The organism is Campylobacter concisus (assembly GCF_902460625.1).
Taxonomy (GTDB): Bacteria; Campylobacterota; Campylobacteria; order Campylobacterales; family Campylobacteraceae; genus Campylobacter_A; species Campylobacter_A concisus_AD.
Genome location: NZ_CABPUT010000002.1, coordinates 199,231 through 215,550, shown reverse-complemented (window position 1 = coordinate 215,550; position 16,320 = coordinate 199,231). Strand labels below are relative to the sequence as shown.

At 35.0% G+C, this 16,320-nt stretch carries 14 protein-coding genes; 3 read left to right on the top strand and 11 right to left on the bottom strand.

Going from position 1 to position 16,320, the window contains the following annotated elements; all coding sequences use genetic code 11:
* From asnB to gpmI, 11 genes are all read right to left on the bottom strand, one after another.
* On the bottom strand, positions 1-1,749 hold a 1,749-nt coding region (gene asnB / locus F3G69_RS01510; protein WP_149714270.1), incomplete at its 3' end, for an asparagine synthase (glutamine-hydrolyzing).
* A 35-nt stretch (positions 1,750-1,784) separates the two neighbouring features.
* Positions 1,785-2,570: a glycosyltransferase family 2 protein gene (locus F3G69_RS01505; protein ID WP_107709830.1), complete on the bottom strand. Its 786-nt coding sequence runs from the start codon at positions 2,568-2,570 to the stop codon at positions 1,785-1,787.
* A gap of 21 nt (positions 2,571-2,591) precedes the next feature.
* Positions 2,592-3,686 carry a DegT/DnrJ/EryC1/StrS family aminotransferase gene (locus tag F3G69_RS01500; RefSeq protein WP_149714205.1) on the bottom strand — a complete coding sequence of 365 codons (1,095 nt, stop codon included), beginning with the start codon at positions 3,684-3,686 and terminating at the stop codon, positions 2,592-2,594.
* Between the two features lie 2 nt (positions 3,687-3,688).
* Positions 3,689-4,264 carry an acyltransferase gene (locus tag F3G69_RS01495; protein ID WP_149714204.1) on the bottom strand — a complete coding sequence of 192 codons (576 nt, stop codon included), beginning with the start codon at positions 4,262-4,264 and terminating at the stop codon, positions 3,689-3,691.
* Positions 4,264-5,229: a Gfo/Idh/MocA family oxidoreductase gene (locus tag F3G69_RS01490; RefSeq protein WP_107709824.1), complete on the bottom strand. Its 966-nt coding sequence runs from the start codon at positions 5,227-5,229 to the stop codon at positions 4,264-4,266. Before F3G69_RS01490 ends, F3G69_RS01495 begins: the two co-directional genes overlap by 1 nt.
* Before the next feature lie 34 nt (positions 5,230-5,263).
* Positions 5,264-6,847, bottom strand: coding sequence for an arginine--tRNA ligase (gene argS / locus F3G69_RS01485; protein WP_103600647.1), 1,584 nt, complete (start codon positions 6,845-6,847; stop codon positions 5,264-5,266).
* 9 nt (positions 6,848-6,856) lie between these two features.
* The gene (gene tatA, locus F3G69_RS01480; protein WP_103600646.1) at positions 6,857-7,078 is read right to left on the bottom strand and encodes a twin-arginine translocase TatA/TatE family subunit; all 222 of its coding nucleotides are present in this window, start codon (positions 7,076-7,078) and stop codon (positions 6,857-6,859) included.
* Positions 7,079-7,128: 50 nt separating this feature from the next.
* A complete protein-coding gene (gene gmk, locus F3G69_RS01475) occupies positions 7,129-7,740 on the bottom strand; it encodes a guanylate kinase (RefSeq protein ID WP_149714203.1) in 612 nt (203 codons plus the stop codon).
* Positions 7,741-9,183, bottom strand: coding sequence for a Highly acidic protein (locus tag F3G69_RS01470; protein ID WP_149714202.1), 1,443 nt, complete (start codon positions 9,181-9,183; stop codon positions 7,741-7,743).
* Between the two features lie 57 nt (positions 9,184-9,240).
* Positions 9,241-10,002, bottom strand: coding sequence for a flagellar biosynthetic protein FliR (fliR, locus tag F3G69_RS01465; RefSeq protein ID WP_149714201.1), 762 nt, complete (start codon positions 10,000-10,002; stop codon positions 9,241-9,243).
* A 4-nt stretch (positions 10,003-10,006) separates the two neighbouring features.
* Entirely contained in the window at positions 10,007-11,470 is a 1,464-nt protein-coding gene (gpmI, locus tag F3G69_RS01460) for a 2,3-bisphosphoglycerate-independent phosphoglycerate mutase (RefSeq protein WP_149714200.1), read from the bottom strand.
* A 79-nt stretch (positions 11,471-11,549) separates the two neighbouring features.
* On the opposite strand from gpmI, the gene mraY reads away from it, so the two are divergent.
* The 3 genes from mraY to F3G69_RS01445 all read left to right on the top strand — a co-directional run.
* Positions 11,550-12,614: a phospho-N-acetylmuramoyl-pentapeptide-transferase gene (gene mraY, locus F3G69_RS01455; RefSeq protein ID WP_149714199.1), complete on the top strand. Its 1,065-nt coding sequence runs from the start codon at positions 11,550-11,552 to the stop codon at positions 12,612-12,614.
* An 8-nt stretch (positions 12,615-12,622) separates the two neighbouring features.
* On the top strand, positions 12,623-13,840 hold the full coding sequence (gene murD / locus F3G69_RS01450; RefSeq protein WP_149714198.1) for a UDP-N-acetylmuramoyl-L-alanine--D-glutamate ligase: 1,218 nt from the start codon (positions 12,623-12,625) through the stop codon (positions 13,838-13,840).
* Between the two features lie 144 nt (positions 13,841-13,984).
* Positions 13,985-16,320 (top strand): hypothetical protein (locus F3G69_RS01445; protein ID WP_188115321.1); only part of this gene is annotated, 2,336 nt, incomplete at its 3' end.

The following is a 16,320-nucleotide window of genomic DNA, read 5'->3' as shown; positions in this document are numbered from 1 at the left end:
TTTTTGAGAGGTTAATATATCAAGAGCATACTCTTTCAAATCATTAGCTAGCCATTTGTTTATAGGAGTAGGAAAACCCATTTTATCTTTTCGTTCAAAAATTTCTTTTGGTAATAAATTTTTTACTGTTTTTAATAAAATAGCCTTTGTTTTTCCACCTGCAAATTTCATTGTAGGTGGCATTTTAGAAACCAGTTCAATTATTCTATAATCTAAAATAGGAACCCTTGATTCTATTGATACTGCCATACTAACCCTATCTTCAACATGAAGAAGTGCAGGTAATAATGTTTTTAAATCAAAATATGTCATTTTATTAAAATACGACTTTGTGTTTGGCGTATTAAAAACTTGTTTAAATTTATCAAGAAGCTGCCTACTATCAAAAGATTTTAAAAAATCCTTATTATAAATCATATCAACATTATGTGTACGATTTATAATACGATAGTATCGTTCATCCATAGGACCAAAAAGTCCTTCTTTAAACTGCTCTTTTATTAATGGTATATAATTTTTAAGTTGGGGCATATTAGGAATTATTGATTGCAAAGTTACTAGATGCTTGCCTTCTTCGGCTGTTTCAAATATTGCTCCCTTTATTGCTTGCTCTAAATAAGCTACAGCATATCTAGTATACCCACCAAAAATTTCATCCCCACCTTGTCCACCAAGCACAACCTTTACATAGCTAGATGCAAGTTTGGACACCATATACTGAGAAAAAACGCCTGGTCCGGCCTCTGGATAATCCATATGGTATGATATTTTTTCAAATGTATCTATAAAATTCTGCGAAGTTGGGAAAATCTCATGATGAATGCTTTTTATATATCGATGAACTATATTTGCATAATATGTTTCATCGAATTCCTTTGAATCCTTGAAACCACCAGTAAATGTATGAAAATCACCAAAATACTTCTTGGAGGCCAATATAGAAACCAAACTAGAGTCAATACCGCCACTCAAATATGCACCAATTGGCACATCTGCTCTAGTTTGGATATTTAATGAATCCTCGAGTAAGTGCAAAAGTTCAGAACAATATTCATCTTCATTCCTTGTTTCATCAATATCATAATTAAAATGCCAGTATCTTTTCTTCTCTTTTATTTTGCCATTCTCTAAAATTAAATATGTTGCAGGCTCCAAAGAGCTAATATTTTTAAACATCGTATGTTTTTTTAACATTACTTGAAAAGCCATATATTCATTCAATGATAAGTAGTCAACCTCAGCTCTAATGCCCGGATATTTTAAAATAGATTTTATTTCTGATGCAAAAACAAAATTATCATCATTATATACATAATATAGCGGTTTTATACCAAAATGATCTCTGGCTAAAAATAGGGAATTTTTCTCTTTATCATAAATAGCAAACGAGAACATGCCATTTAATTTACAAACACAATCCTCTCTATACAATATGTACATATTTAATAAAACTTCCGTATCAGAGTAAGTTTTAAAATCGATACCTTTTGAAACAAGATGTTGTCTTAATTCTAAATAATTATAAATCTCGCCATTAAAAACTATCGTAAACCTACCATCTATGCTATGCATAGGTTGAGAACCTTGCTTTATATCTATAATGGCAAGCCTAGCATGGCCAAGCGCTATATTGTTATGTACATAAATATTTTTATCATCAGGTCCTCTATGACGAATCGTTTCTAACTGGTTATTTATAATAATATCTTTATTTTTTATAAAAGAATAAAAGCCAACTATACCACACATACTATCTCATTATTTTAATATTGCAAACAGCTTATTTAATGTATCTTTTTAATATTTTTATATTTAGATTTCCATCCACCCCATGGCCAATGATACAGCAAGGCTAAAGATGCATATCCAAAAGTGGTAATTGAGCTAACCATTTTGGACTCACTTCGTTTCTGATTATACTTTAACACAAATGGGGATTCTCCAAATTTTGCACCTATCATTTTAAGCTTAACGATCTTCTCCAAAGTAGCAGTAAAGCCAAGTCCTTTTAATTGAATAAAATTATTACCAAAAATATTAATAGCATATTTTATCGCACTTGCCCTATATGCCCTAAACCCACAAGAGTATTCTTTTAGTCCATTTATTGGAAAAAAGACTTTCATAAAAATATTTGCTAATCTTGATATAATAGTCCTATAAGCGCTCAAACCTTCCTGTCCTCCGCCTTGCACAAACCTTGATGCAATAACCACATCAAATCCATCATTTATTTTTTCAATCATATTTGGAATAAAACTTGGCTCATGTGTATCATCGCAATCCATTCTAATAATAATATCCTCATTATTGGAAATTTCTGCAGCTTTTTCAAAAAGATCCCTAGATGTCTCACCTAAACCTCTATTTATGACATGTTCAATAACTGTTATAGGAAAGAGCTTTGAATATTCTTCCAGCTTTCTTCCTGTATTATCGGAACTTCCATCATTACAAACTATTATGTGATAATCGACTTTCATCTCGCCTTTTAATATCTTATCTATTTTAGGGAAAAGTTGGTCTATGGATTTTTCTTCATTGTATGCGGGCAATAATATATATATCATTAAAACTATTCCTCATTTAATTTACAAGCTAGTAAATTTTTCTGAAATATAATTTATTTCATTTTTTGTTAAATATGGATTCATAGGTAAGCTCATTATCTCATTTGAAATCATTTCCGCTACAGGAAAGTCCCCAGACTTATATCCTAAATATTTAAAACACTCCTGCAAATGAAGTGGCATAGGATAATGCACTGCTGTTGGTATGCCCACCTCTTTTAATTTTAATTGTATTTCATCTCTATTTTTTACTCTAATAGAATATTGTGCCCAGGCGGATTTGGCTCTACTATCAATATAAGGTAATATGACATCTTTTCCATGCAAGGCATTTGTATATTTTAATGCCACATCTTGCCTTAATGTCAAATCTTTTTTATAATGCGCAAGTTTCACAAGTAAAACAGCTGCTTGAATCGTATCTAGTCTACCACCAATTCCAATATACTGATGATGATATCTTTTTGACTGACCGTGTAAACGTAGCGACCTTATTTTTTTCGCAAAATTTTCATTATTTGTAAAAATAGCACCGCCATCACCATAGCAACCAAGTGGTTTAGCTGGAAAAAATGATGTCGTAGCAATATCACCAAGAGCTAAATCTTTAATCTCATTGAATGTTGATCCAAAACTTTGAGCACCATCAACTATAACTTTAAGGTTATATTTGTTGGCAATATTCAAAATTTCATCCATATCTGCAGGTTGACCATAAAGCGAAACTGGAAGTATAGCTTTCGTTTTTGATGTTATGGCTGCTTCTATTTTATTAGCATCTATATTATAAGTTTTTTCATCAATATCAACAAAAACTGGTTTTGCTCCAAGCAAAGCAATCATTTCAGATGTTGCTATAAAAGTAAAAGGTGTTGTAATAACTTCATCGCCTGGCTTAATATCAATAGCCATTAGAGCCATTAAAATGGCATCTGTTCCACTACTGCAACTTATAGCATATTTTACGCCTATATACTTCTCAAGCTCTGCTTCAAATTCAGAAATCTCACTACCCATTATAAAATTGCAATTTCTAGCAACCTTTAAAATAGCTTCTTCAATCTCATCTTTATAAAGTTCATGCTGATAGGTTAAATTTGCAAAATCTATATTCATATTTACTCTTTCACTACTATTAAATTTTCATCAATAACTTTATAACTACTACCATCAAAATCATCAACAGCTAAACCACTACTATCAAATTTAAGTGTATTGCCTGCCTTGCTAACCCAACCTATTTGCCGCGCTGGCACACCAACCATAAGTGCATAAGGCTTTACATTGCGATTTACAACAGCGCCGCTCCCTATAAGTGCATACTCGCCAATAGTAACACCGCAAACTATAGTAGCATTTGCACCAATACTACAACCTTTTTTTAGATGTGTTTTCTTAAATTCTTCTTTTCTAACTATAAAAGCGCGTGGATTTATTACATTAGTAAAAACCATAGATGGCCCCAAAAAGACATCGTCGTCTATTTCAACACCCTCATATATTGAAACATTATTTTGTACTTTTACACCATTGCCGATTTTAACATTTGGTCCAACAACACAGTTTTGCCCAAATGAACAATTTCGACCAATGACAGAATTAGTCAAAATATGAGAAAAATGCCAAATTTTTGTTTTTTCACCAATTGTCGCACCACTGTCTACAAAACAGCTTTCATGAGCAAAATATGACATTACTCTACTACCTTTTTACAAAAAGGATGATATTCTCCTCTTAATCCAATGGGCGACATTTTTCTTATATTTGAAACAATATTAATAGAGTTTCTTGCCTCATCTAAGCCAAAACCTTCTCCTAAAAGAATATGTTCGTAACTTTTTGTGTGCAAATCAGTGAAACCATCAGAAAATTCTACTTCATCACCATCGACTTTAATACTTCTAAAGGTCCTTTTCCCGCCATCTTTTACATTCTCTGGAATATAATCATAGTTGACAGATAAAAACCATCTAACATTTGCATTTTTAAGTCTCATATATCCTGCATTTGTATCAGGTTGCTTAAGATGGACTATATTTTCTTCTATAGGTCCAAAGATCCAAGAAAGCATATCAAAGAAATGTACACCAATATTTGTTGCAACACCGCCTGATTTATCTTCATTGCCTTTCCATGATATAAAATACCATTTTCCACGAGATGTTAAATATGTTAAATCTACATCATAAATTCTATCTGGGTTTTGCGAAAGTTCTTTTGAAATTTTATTTTTTAGTGCTACAATCGAATCATGAAGCCTAAGTTGTAAAATATTAAAAACTTTTTTACCGCTTTCTTCTTCAATTATCTTTAATTGATCTATATTATGAGGATTTAAAACCAATGGCTTCTCACAGATAGCATTTGCTCCACTCCTTAAAGCAAAACGAATATGACTATCGTGCAAGTAGTTTGGAGTAGTAATTGCAATATATTCTATCTTTTTATTACCATTTCTTCGCCATTTGTCTACAAACCTATCAAATCTCTCATACTCGGTAAAAAAATAAGCTTGCGGAAAATAACTATCCATTATTCCTATTCCATCATATGGATCTAAAGCTGCAATTAGTTCATTTCCAGTATCTTTAATAGCCCTCATATGTCTCGGAGCTATGTATCCACTAGCGCCTATTAATCCAAAATTTATACTGCTCATTTTAATAGTCCTTTTTAATTAAATTTTTAAACTTTTACATCCTATCTTTAGCTGTGATTCCCATTATATTAAATGCTGTTTTTATCGAGATAGCAACGACTGCAAATACCTTTAACAGGCTATCTTCGTTTTCATTTCCAACCACACGGTTTTCGTTATAAAATTTATGAAAACTAGCAGCTAGTGACTTCAAATAGTCTGGGATCTTTTGAAGCTGTCTTGAGATAAAAGCATCCTCTAAAATTTCGGGTAAGATTAGCGCCTCAAAAAGTAAATTTTTAGCATTTTCATCTAGGCATTCAAAATTTGCATTTATCACGTCACAAACGTTTTTCCCAGCCTTTGCGAAGACTTGATTTATCCTAGCATGAGCGTAGTTTATATAAAAGATAGGGTTTGAGCTATCCTCTTTTTTAAGCTCATCCACGTCAAATTCCAAACTACTTGTGTTTGCTTTGCTTATAAAGATAAATCTAAGCGCCTCAGCACCGATCTCGCTTGCGATATCACTCATTAGCACGGCATTACCAGCGCGCTTGCTCATCTTGTATGGCTTGCCCTCTTTTAGCAGGCTAACCATCTGCATAAGTATCACTTCAAGCTTGTTTTCATCGTATCCAAGAAAATTTATCGCAGCCTTAAGCCTTGCGATATATCCGTGGTGATCCGCGCCCCAAATGTTTATGTAGTGATCAAAATTTTTCTCAAATTTAGCATTATGATAAATGATGTCACCAGCTAGATATGTCGGTCTGCCGTCATTTCTAACCACAACCCTATCATTATCATCGCCAAGTGTGGTCGAAGCGATATAAGTAGCGCCCTCTTTTTCGTACATTTGATTTGAACGTTTTAGCTTATTTATAGTTGGCTCTAGGCCATCATAAAGAGCTTTCTCGCTAGCCCAGCTCTCTATAAATATCCCAACGTCCGCTAAATCTTTTTTGATAATCTCAAGCACGATATCCTTGCCAAACTCGGCAAGCTCGAGATTTCTGCTCTCGTCATAAAAAATTTCCTTGCCAAATTTCTCATTTGCAAGCCTAGCAATATCTAAAATATAATCTCCGCGGTAGTATTTCTCTGGATAGACGACACTTTCCTTAAAAAGCTGCTCTTTTGCCGCAAGCGATATCGAAGTGCCAAGTAGATCAATTTGATTACCAGCGTCGTTTATATAGTATTCTGTTGAGATAGCGTAGCCAAGTCTTTTGCCAAGCCTAGCCAAAGTATCGCCGTAAACTGCGCCTCTAACATGCCCGATGTGAAGCGGCCCAGTTGGATTTGCGCTGATGTATTCTATTAAATAGCTATCTTTTTTCACATCTTCTTTTGCAAAATTTTCGCTATCTAGTAAAATTTGCTTTGAAATTTCATCTAAAAACTCGCTTTTTAGCTTGAAATTTAAGTAGCCATTTACTGCACTAGCTTCAACTATTTTGCTATCACTAAATTTATCGGCAAACTCGCTAGCTATCATAGCTGGAGACTTTCTTAGCTCCTTTGCAAGGCTAAAAAGTGGCGTTGCATAGTGGGCTAAATTTTTATCCTTTGGCTTTTCAAGCACAAATTCACGCTCTAAAACCTTTGAAATTTCAGCTTTTATTTTATTTTTCAACTCTAAAACCTATGCGTTTTTAGTTGTTTCTTCTATTTTTTGGCTATCGGCACTCTCTCCTTTATGCTCGACTTTCTCACTTTTTTCAGGCGTTGTATCTTCCATCTCAGCTTTAAAAGTCTTTATGCCTTTGCCTAGTCCTTTTGCAAGTTCTGGGATCTTCTTTGCTCCAAAAAGTAAAACAATAATCGCTAAAACAACTAGCCAGTGACCAATACTAAAAGAACCCATTTTTTCTCCTCAATAAATTTTTCAAAATGTTATCATAAATTCCTGAATTTCTAGCAATCTATCCACTCATCAATAACGCGTCTTAAGTCTATTTTCGTACTTTTTAACCTCATCGCTCTAAGAATTGATTTTAGGCCCTTATAACTCTTTTCAATGTCATCATTTACCAAAAAATAATCATATTCTAAGATATGTTCCATCTCACCAACTGCGTTCATCAGGCGATTTTCTATCATCTCCTCACTATCAGTTCCGCGGTTTTTCAAGCGTTTTTTAAGCTCTTTTTTATTTGCAGTCGTGATAAAAACTGAAGTTATATAGCTTTTAAACTTCTCAAGTGCGATGTGAAAGCCTTGCACGTCGATGTCGAATATAACTATCTTCCCAGCCTCAAGTGCTGCCAAAACTGGTTTTAGGCTCGTACCATAATAGTTTTTATGCACCTGCGCCCATTCTAAAAATTCGCCCTTTTCTATGCCACTTTTAAACTCATCTTCTTTTATAAAATAGTAATCCACTCCATCGACTTCACCTTCCCTTTTTGCCCTTGTCGTGCTTGATATAGAAAAATAAAGATCCTTCTCTTCCTTTAAAAGACGACCCAAAAGCGTACTTTTCCCACTTCCACTAGGCCCAGAAACTACTAAAATTTGTCCTTGCAACTACTTTTCCTCAAAACTTATATTTATCTTTATGTTCATATCTTTTAGCACATCTCTTAGCGAGCTTTCATTTAACGACTCATGGACATGTTTTGTGATCTTTTTGGTTAGCTCTTCTTTATAGTCAGCATCGATTTTTGTTTCATCGCATGAGCTAGTTTGTGGAGCAATATTTAATCCAAATGCTGCTTGCATCGTATTTTCATCTATTTCTTCAATAGATGCTACATTAAAATTTGGGCTACCCAACGTCTCTTCTTTAAAATTTTCTTCCTCAAATGTCTCATCTACCATACCTAGATCTTCTTGAGCAAGGACTTCTTCAGAAATTTCTTCATGATCTTCTTTAGTTGGCTCTTTTTCAAGGTCTATATCTTCATCCAAAGAAATCTCCTCTGTTTCTTGGGTAGATTCTTTATCTATATCTTCCTTTAAATTTTGACTAGCTTCATCTATCAAATTTATCTCGCTGCTTTCAGGCTCAAATTTTTCATCACTACCAAAATCAGTCTCTAGCTCATCAAAATTTTCACTATCTTCGCTAGCTTCTTCGTTTAGCTCTTTATCCAAAGACTCGATCTCGCTTAGCTCTTTTTTACTTTGGCTTATATCATCTACAAAATCTTCATTAAGCTCGGTAGTTTCTAAATTTTGAGAATTTTGCTCAACCATTTTATCAAGCTCGTTTTTCGCCTCTTCATCTGCCAAGTCGCTCTCACCCATATCATCTATCTCATCTACAAGCGAACTAAGCTCATCAAAGTCATTGCTATGCTCTTCTTTTATCACAGGCGGCTCATTGTTTTGCTCTAAGGATTTATCTATATCTTCTGAATCAGCCATATATTTGCTAGCTATGTCATTTATAATATCATCATCTATGAGTTCAGTGTCTGTTTCATCAAAACTGATATCTTTATCCTTTAAATCCTCGGCCTCTAGTTCACTTAGCTCCTCTTTTAAAAACTCATCATCTAAAGCCTCATTATCAAATTTATCTGCCTTATCATCTTCTTTTGCTAAATTTTCAAGTCCCATGTCAATTTCTGGAAGCTCAAAATTTTCTAAATCATCAAAGTTTTTATTGCTTTCGTCAAAGTCATTAAAATTTGCAGACTCATCTAGTCCAAGCTCAAGTTCTTTATCATTGTCAGTATCTTTGTTTTGTTCAAACAAACTAATAAATTCTGTTGGTAAAAAGGGCTTTTCAAGCATAACATCAGCAAAATCAGGCTTTTTACCGCCTCTAGGTGCTAGATACATTATCTTTTGATTTAAATTAACATCGCTACTATCCATATCACTATCGATGATAATATAATCAAATTGATCGCCAACACTATTAGCATCGTCAAATTCGCTATATTCTATGCCTAGTTTATTTAAACTTAACGTTATAAGGCGAGAAACTGCGGGGTTTTTGTTTACAAGTGCAACTTTCATAATCCCTCCTTGAAGAGCTTGAGGCTGTATTTTATGATAAATTTCATTGCTATTTACTTAAAAAAATAGTGCTGGCATATCGTTTAAAATCTGCACCATCATATCAGTTATGATTTTTATAATGCCAGCTAAAATAGCTATCAAAACCGAAAAGCCAATACTTACCTTAATAGGATAACCAACAACTAATAGGTTAAATTGTGGCATGGTTTTCATAAGCATGCCAAAAATAGCATCTGAAAGTATAGAAAGCGCAATAATAGGAAAAGCCAGAACAAATCCAAACATAAAAAGATTACCAAAGAGCTTTAGGGCGTAGCTCATCACACCACTTCTTGGATAAAAATCTCCAAGCGGTATAGCAGAAAGTGAAGTGGAGTAAAACTGTAATATCAAATGATGCCCATCAAGCATCAAAAATGCAAGAAGCGCGATAAAATTTAGAATATTTGCGATCACTGGCGAATTTGTACCGGTTTGTGGATCAAGCACTGAAGCCATCGAAAAACCCATAATCATTGAGATCTGCTCGCCAGCCATTTGAAGTATAGCAAAAACGATATTTAGCAAAAGCCCAGCACAAAGTCCGAGCATAGCCTCACTTAAAATTTCCATGATCAAAAAATTTATAGCATGCTCATGAGTGTGTGAGAGCGGAAAAAGCACAACACAAAGGGCAAAAACTAGCAAAGTTTTTACGCTAAGCGGGATTTGATTGTGAGAAAAGAATGGAAAAAATACGATAAGCCCACTAAGACGTGCAAAAAGAAGCATAAAGGTTATGACTTTATCAGCTCCAAAAAACTCGACTAGCTCCATTATTTTATATTAACGCCTCGTCCATCTCAGCTGGAATTTCAAGCCCCATGATCTTTAAAACACTAGGAGCGATATTGTTTAGACCGCCGTTTTTTACTTTTTTTACGCCATCAGCCATCACAAAACAAAAGACATCATAAGTCGTGTGGTTTGTCAGTAGCTCACCGCTGCTATCACGCATCTCTTCGCAGTTTCCGTGATCGCTCGTGATGATCATCGCGTAGTTTTTCTCTTTTGCCTTAGTATAAATTTCTCCAAGAGCCGTATCCACTGCTTCAACTGCTTTTATAGCGGCATCATAGTTGCCAGTATGCCCCACCATATCGCCGTTTGCGAAATTTACAACGATGAAGTCTTGTTCGTCATCTATGCCTTTTAGCACAGCTTTGCAGACCTCTGCAGCGCTCATCTCTGGCTTTTCATCGTAGGTTTTGACCTTTGGACTAGGGACGAGCACTCTCGTTTCGTTGCTCGCTAGCTCCTCGACACCACCATTAAAGAAAAATGTTACATGCGCGTATTTTTCAGTCTCAGCCGTGTGAAGCTGCCTTAGACCAGCAGCCGCTATGACCTCGCTTAGAGTGTTTTTTATGTTTTCATTTTTAAATAGCGCTTCAAATTTAAAATTTGCGTCGTATTCGGTCATTGTGATTATATTTTTGATAGCAAAAGGTCGCTCAAACTCGCTGAATTTCTCACCTCCTAGTGCCTCACATATCTCTCTTGCTCTATCATTTCTAAAATTTATTACGATCACGCCGTCATCTTTGCCTATGCCACTAAAGCCATTAAAGCTTGCTGGCTTTACAAACTCATCTGTCACGCCCTCATCGTAGCTTTTTTGTAGATACTCGCTTGGCGATAAGTTGCTTAAATTTTCCCCCTCTACCAAGCTATCATAGGCCTCTTTTACGCGCTCCCAGCGTTTATCTCTATCCATCGCGTAAAATCTCCCACAAACGGTTGCTACCTTAAATTTAGCCTCCAAGCTTTTTATGAAATTTAGACCGCTATTTGGGCTAACGTCGCGTCCGTCAGTTATAGCGTGGGCAAAAACCTCGCAGCCATTTTTGCTAGCAAGCTCGCACATACCATCAAAATGCTCCATATGTGAGTGCACGCCGCCATCGCTATAAAGCCCTATGATGTGGATATTTTTGCACTTTTTAAAAAGGGCTTTTAGCGCTTCATTTTCTGCTAACGAGCCATCAACAAAGCTACGTGAAATTTTGACCAAATTTTGATATAAAACTCGTCCGCTTCCTATACACATATGCCCTACTTCGCTGTTTCCCATCTGCCCTTCGGGTAGTCCCACAGCGTTTCCAGATGTCTTTATGAGCGAGTTTGGAATTTCTTTAAAAAATTTCTCATAATTTGGCTTTTTAGCCGCCTCAAATGCGTTAAATTTACCGCTTTTATTAAATCCAATACCATCAGTTATTATTAAAATAGTTTTTTGACTCATTTTGAAAATTTATCCTTAATTTTAGATAATTTTTAAGGCCATTATACTAAAATTGCTTTTTTTAAAAATAAAGGCTCTCATGTTTTACTATATCTATGAAATTTTAAATTTTAATATCTTTCAATACATCACTGTTCGTGCTGGTATCGCTTTTTTTATCGCTTTTGCACTCACAGCTTATTTGATGCCCAAATTTATCACTTGGGCAAAGGCAAAAAATGCCGCCCAGCCTATCTACGAGCTTGCCCCACAAACTCACCAAAAAAAGGCCAAAACTCCGACCATGGGAGGACTTGTTTTTGTCTTTACAGCCGTACTTTCCACGATAATTTGCGCAAGGCTTGATAACGTATTTGTCTTAACATCTCTCTTTTGCCTAGTTTGCTTTACACTGCTTGGCTACAAGGACGATTACAGTAAAATTTTAGGCGCAAAAAACCACGCCGGCCTAAGCCCAAAAGCAAAGCTCTTTTTTCAGTTTTTAATAGCCTTTGTAATTTCTATTTTTTTATATGCAAGTCACGAGCTTAGCACCGAGTTTTATCTACCTTTTTTTAAGCAACCTATTTTAGATTTAAAAATTTTTGCCATTTTCTTTTGGACACTGGTTATAGTTGCTGCCTCAAATTCAGTAAATTTAACAGACGGACTTGACGGGCTAGCTACTGTGCCATCTATATTTTCACTTTTAACGCTTGGCGTTTTTGCTTATATCTGCGGACACGCTGTCTTTAGCTCATATTTACTCTTGCCAAAGATTATAGGTGTTGGTGAAAGCGTTGTTGTCTCTTCAGCCCTAATTGGCTCATTGATGGGCTTTTTATGGTTTAACTGCCATCCAGCTGAAGTCTTTATGGGCGATAGCGGTAGCTTAAGCGTTGGAGCATATATCGGTTTTATGGGCGTTGCGACCAAAAATGAAATCTTACTCATCATCATTGGCCTCATATTTGTCGTTGAGACCCTAAGCGTTATCTTACAAGTGGGCAGCTTTAAAATTTTCAAACGCAGAATTTTTCTCATGGCACCTATACATCACCATTTTGAGATAAAAGGCTGGGCGGAAAATAAGATCATCGTTCGCTTTTGGATCATCGCACTTTTAGCAAACCTAATCGCACTAACTGCGCTAAAGATCAGATAAGGAAAGTCATGAGAAAATCGCTATTTGGCTACGGTGGCACGATAAAGGCGATCGCAAAGAATTTCACAAAAGACGGCCTTTGGGATGTCTATGATGATAAATTTAGTGAAATTTCAAAAGATGAGTTTGGCAACACTCTTTTGCCAGTTAGTGAATTTGATCCAGCAAAAAGCGGCCTAGAGATACCAAGCCCTGGCATCCCACCTCATCATGAGCTTATTAAAAAAGCCAAGAATTTAGTTAGCGAGTATGACTATTTTTATGAAATTTACAAGGCGCATTTGCCATTTAATGTCTGGATAAGCGGCACAAACGGCAAGACGACGACTACAAAGATGATGCAGCACCTGCTAGAGAGCAAGGGCTCAGTGATGGGCGGAAACGTCGGCATCGCGCTGGCAAATTTAGACCCGCACGCTAAAATTTGGATACTTGAGACTAGCTCATTTACCCTGCACTATACAAAACGCGCCGTACCTGGCATCTACGTGCTTTTGCCGATAACTCCAGATCATCTAAGCTGGCATGGCAACATGAGCGAGTACGAAAAGGCAAAGCTTAAGCCGCTTGCTAGCATGAGCGAAACGAGCGTGGCGATCGTGCCTGAAATTTACGCTAAAACACCTACAAAGGCCAAAGTGATCGCATATAAAGATGAGAGCGATTTGGCTAAATTTTGCGGCGTAAATTTGAACGATATAGCCTTTAAAACTCCATTTTTACTTGATGCACTGCTAGCACTGGCGGTGGAGAGAATTTTATTTGACCGCTGTGACGTCGCACTTTTGAACACCTTTGTTATTGAAGCAAACAAGCTTGAAGAGCTCACCGATAAGATTGGGCGAACCTGGGTAAATGACACAAAAGCGACCAACATAGATGCGAGCATTCAAGCCGTAAAACGCTACAAAGACCACTTTATGCACCTAATCTTAGGTGGCGATGACAAGGGTGTTGACATGACGCCACTTTTTGAAGACTTAAAGAGCTTAAGAGTAAAAATTTACGCCATTGGCTCAAATAGTGACAAACTTATGAAATTAGCGACTAAATTTGGCATACCGGCTTTAAAATGCGATTTTTTACAAAATGCTGTCAATGAGATAAATAAAGAGCTAAAGACCAGCGAGATAGCACTTCTTAGCCCGGCAGCTGCGAGCCTTGATCAGTTTAAGAGCTATGCCGAGCGAGGCGATAAATTTAAAGAGTTTATAAAGGCGCTTTAAATTTACAAGCCCTTTTAAGTAGCCTTGTCAAAAATAAAAACATGCAAATTTGTGTTTTTGACATAAATTTTTACTATAAAGTTTTATTGTTGAATACTTTTTAAGTTTGTGCTAATATTTAGCAAAAATTTCCAAGGAAGTTTAATGCCTCTAACGCCCAGAAATGATGTAAATTTTAAAAGAAATTTAATAGATATCATAAAATTTTCGTATGACGATGACATAAGCAGACTATTTATATCTAACAACAAACTACTTATTGGATATGGCTTTAGCCTAAAAGATGATATAGAACTTATTTGTGCTCAAATTTATAAAAACAACAAAGACAAAGTCATAAAAGATATCAAGCAAACTATTGCTAACACCACAAGTAAGACTACCATAGAAAAGATAGACACAGATGAACTTTTTAAAAAGATAAATGATGCCGCAAAAGAGGCTTATGCAAAGTCTGGAGGTGCCGCTACTTTGCCTGAGTTTGAATTTAGCTCGGAAGATCAGCTAAATGCCATCTTGGAGCAAAAGCTTACGCCGCTAATCCAAGAGATAAATCAAAAATTAAACAACTCTCCACTTAAAAATTTACAAGCCGTTTCACTTACTTCAGATACACAAAATAACCAAATTTCAAGAGAGCATGTCGCGCTTTTAGCACTTCTTTATATCAGCAAGAAAAGTAATATTGATCCATCCCTAGCAAGCTACATCAAAAGCAAAAATCGTTTTAAGGCTTGGTTTTGGCTAGCATATGAGAGCTTTAGTGATGAGGCAAGCAATAAAACATCTCTTTTGCGAGAAAAAATTTCAAATCAGTTTGGCCTTTATGAAAGTGATGAACAAAATGTTAATTTTGTCGAGTGTATAGATATTTTTAGCCATTTAAATATATCCAAAGCAAAATATAAATCAAAAAATCAAAACAATAAAGAGATCATCCAAAACGTCACTCATTTAGAATTTATGAAGCTTCAAGAAAATGGATCAAATTTAAACGTATCAGATATATCAAAGTGTGAGGCTTTATTTCAGCCATTTGTTAATAAGATAAATTCTTTATTAAGCACTCAAAGTACAAAGACCTTTAACCTTGAAAATATATACTGCGTAAATTTAATCAGCTCAAATGCTTCAAACACTTCAAGAATAAATAAGCTCTTAAGACAAAAAGAGGAGGAATTTTACAAACAAGAAAATATACTCTTGCTATGTCCAAGGAAGATGACAACTCCTATTAGAGTCTTTCAACCTAAAAAGAGCGAATTTACCGTTGTGCTAGCTAGTCAGACTCCATTTGATTGCAGTGAGCTAAATCCAAAAGAGCTAAATTCTAGTAGGCCAAACTATGGCAAGGTGAATTTATGCGAGCTAATACTTACTGACTTTAAATTTGACTCTTATGAAGATAGTAAAAATGAAGAGATAAAATTTAAAAATGCAAAGAGCAAAGATACGGTAATACTCTATCAAGAAAACAAAAATGAAGAAGACAAGATAAATGGTGCTACCTTTATTAGCATAAAGCAAAATAGCGATGATATAGAGTATAAGCTAGAAGATGGCGCTATAAGCATGAAGTACTTTGAAGACCAAACGTCTAACAACAAACACCTAAATTTCTCTTTATTAAATTTTGCTAAAGAGAATAACTTTACCCTAAGAGATGATAAAGATTCAGCCATGTTTGACATAAAGCTTCGTCTAGCTCATGGCAATAATATAGTACCTACATCAGCATCAAGTTCAGGTCTTACTCTTACAATAAATAATCTCATCATTGAAAACGAAGATGGTAAGGTAAGTGAAGATATAGATAAGATATATCTTCATCACTGCTTTGATAAAAGTATATATGAGAGTATATCTTTAGTAAAAAATGAAGACTCAGATATCAAAAACTCATATACAGCTACATTTAATATCCCAATAGACAAAGAGAATAAAGGAGATACTAAATTTATACTTTATTCAAGTGATCTAAGTAAAGTTTATAGCACTAAAGATATTCATGCTCACACTGATACAGCTGTAATATCTTTAGGATATCAAGATAAGAGTAGCTCTAACTTTTGCTATAGCAATAAGGTCTCGTTAAGAGATATAACAGATCATATAACAAATGTAATCTCTGATAGTGAGTATCCATTTAAGACAAATGAGCCAATATGTTTAAAGGCTATATATAAACAAGAAAAAGGTAGTAAGAGATATAAAGAGATACTTTGGGGATATAAGGTCATAAAGAGCATAGAGTATAACAAAGCGTCTAAATCAAATCCAAAAGATGCAGTGGACTTAAAAGATCAAAAGGGTAAAGAGATAACATTTAAAATTTCAGATGTTATACAAAAAGATGATCTAGATAAGCTAAAACAAGGTGGTCATACTATAGTATTTTTTGCATATCTTGAAGGTGATAAGGATAAATTTAAGTTTTTTACAAGATATGGCAAAAATCATATAATGATAGATATAAAGAT

What these genes read in the sequence shown, in the direction of transcription:
- tatA (WP_103600646.1), bottom strand. Translation starts at nt 7,078, where the DNA reads ATGGGTTCTTTTAGTATTGGTCACTGGCTAGTTGTTTTAGCGATTATT.
- mraY (WP_149714199.1), top strand. Translation starts at nt 11,550, where the DNA reads ATGTTTTACTATATCTATGAAATTTTAAATTTTAATATCTTTCAATAC.
- F3G69_RS01490 (WP_107709824.1), bottom strand. Translation starts at nt 5,229, where the DNA reads ATGAGCAGTATAAATTTTGGATTAATAGGCGCTAGTGGATACATAGCT.
- murD (WP_149714198.1), top strand. Translation starts at nt 12,623, where the DNA reads ATGAGAAAATCGCTATTTGGCTACGGTGGCACGATAAAGGCGATCGCA.
- F3G69_RS01505 (WP_107709830.1), bottom strand. Translation starts at nt 2,570, where the DNA reads ATGATATATATATTATTGCCCGCATACAATGAAGAAAAATCCATAGAC.
- gpmI (WP_149714200.1), bottom strand. Translation starts at nt 11,470, where the DNA reads ATGAGTCAAAAAACTATTTTAATAATAACTGATGGTATTGGATTTAAT.
- fliR (WP_149714201.1), bottom strand. Translation starts at nt 10,002, where the DNA reads ATGGAGCTAGTCGAGTTTTTTGGAGCTGATAAAGTCATAACCTTTATG.
- F3G69_RS01470 (WP_149714202.1), bottom strand. Translation starts at nt 9,183, where the DNA reads ATGAAAGTTGCACTTGTAAACAAAAACCCCGCAGTTTCTCGCCTTATA.
- F3G69_RS01500 (WP_149714205.1), bottom strand. Translation starts at nt 3,686, where the DNA reads ATGAATATAGATTTTGCAAATTTAACCTATCAGCATGAACTTTATAAA.
- F3G69_RS01495 (WP_149714204.1), bottom strand. Translation starts at nt 4,264, where the DNA reads ATGTCATATTTTGCTCATGAAAGCTGTTTTGTAGACAGTGGTGCGACA.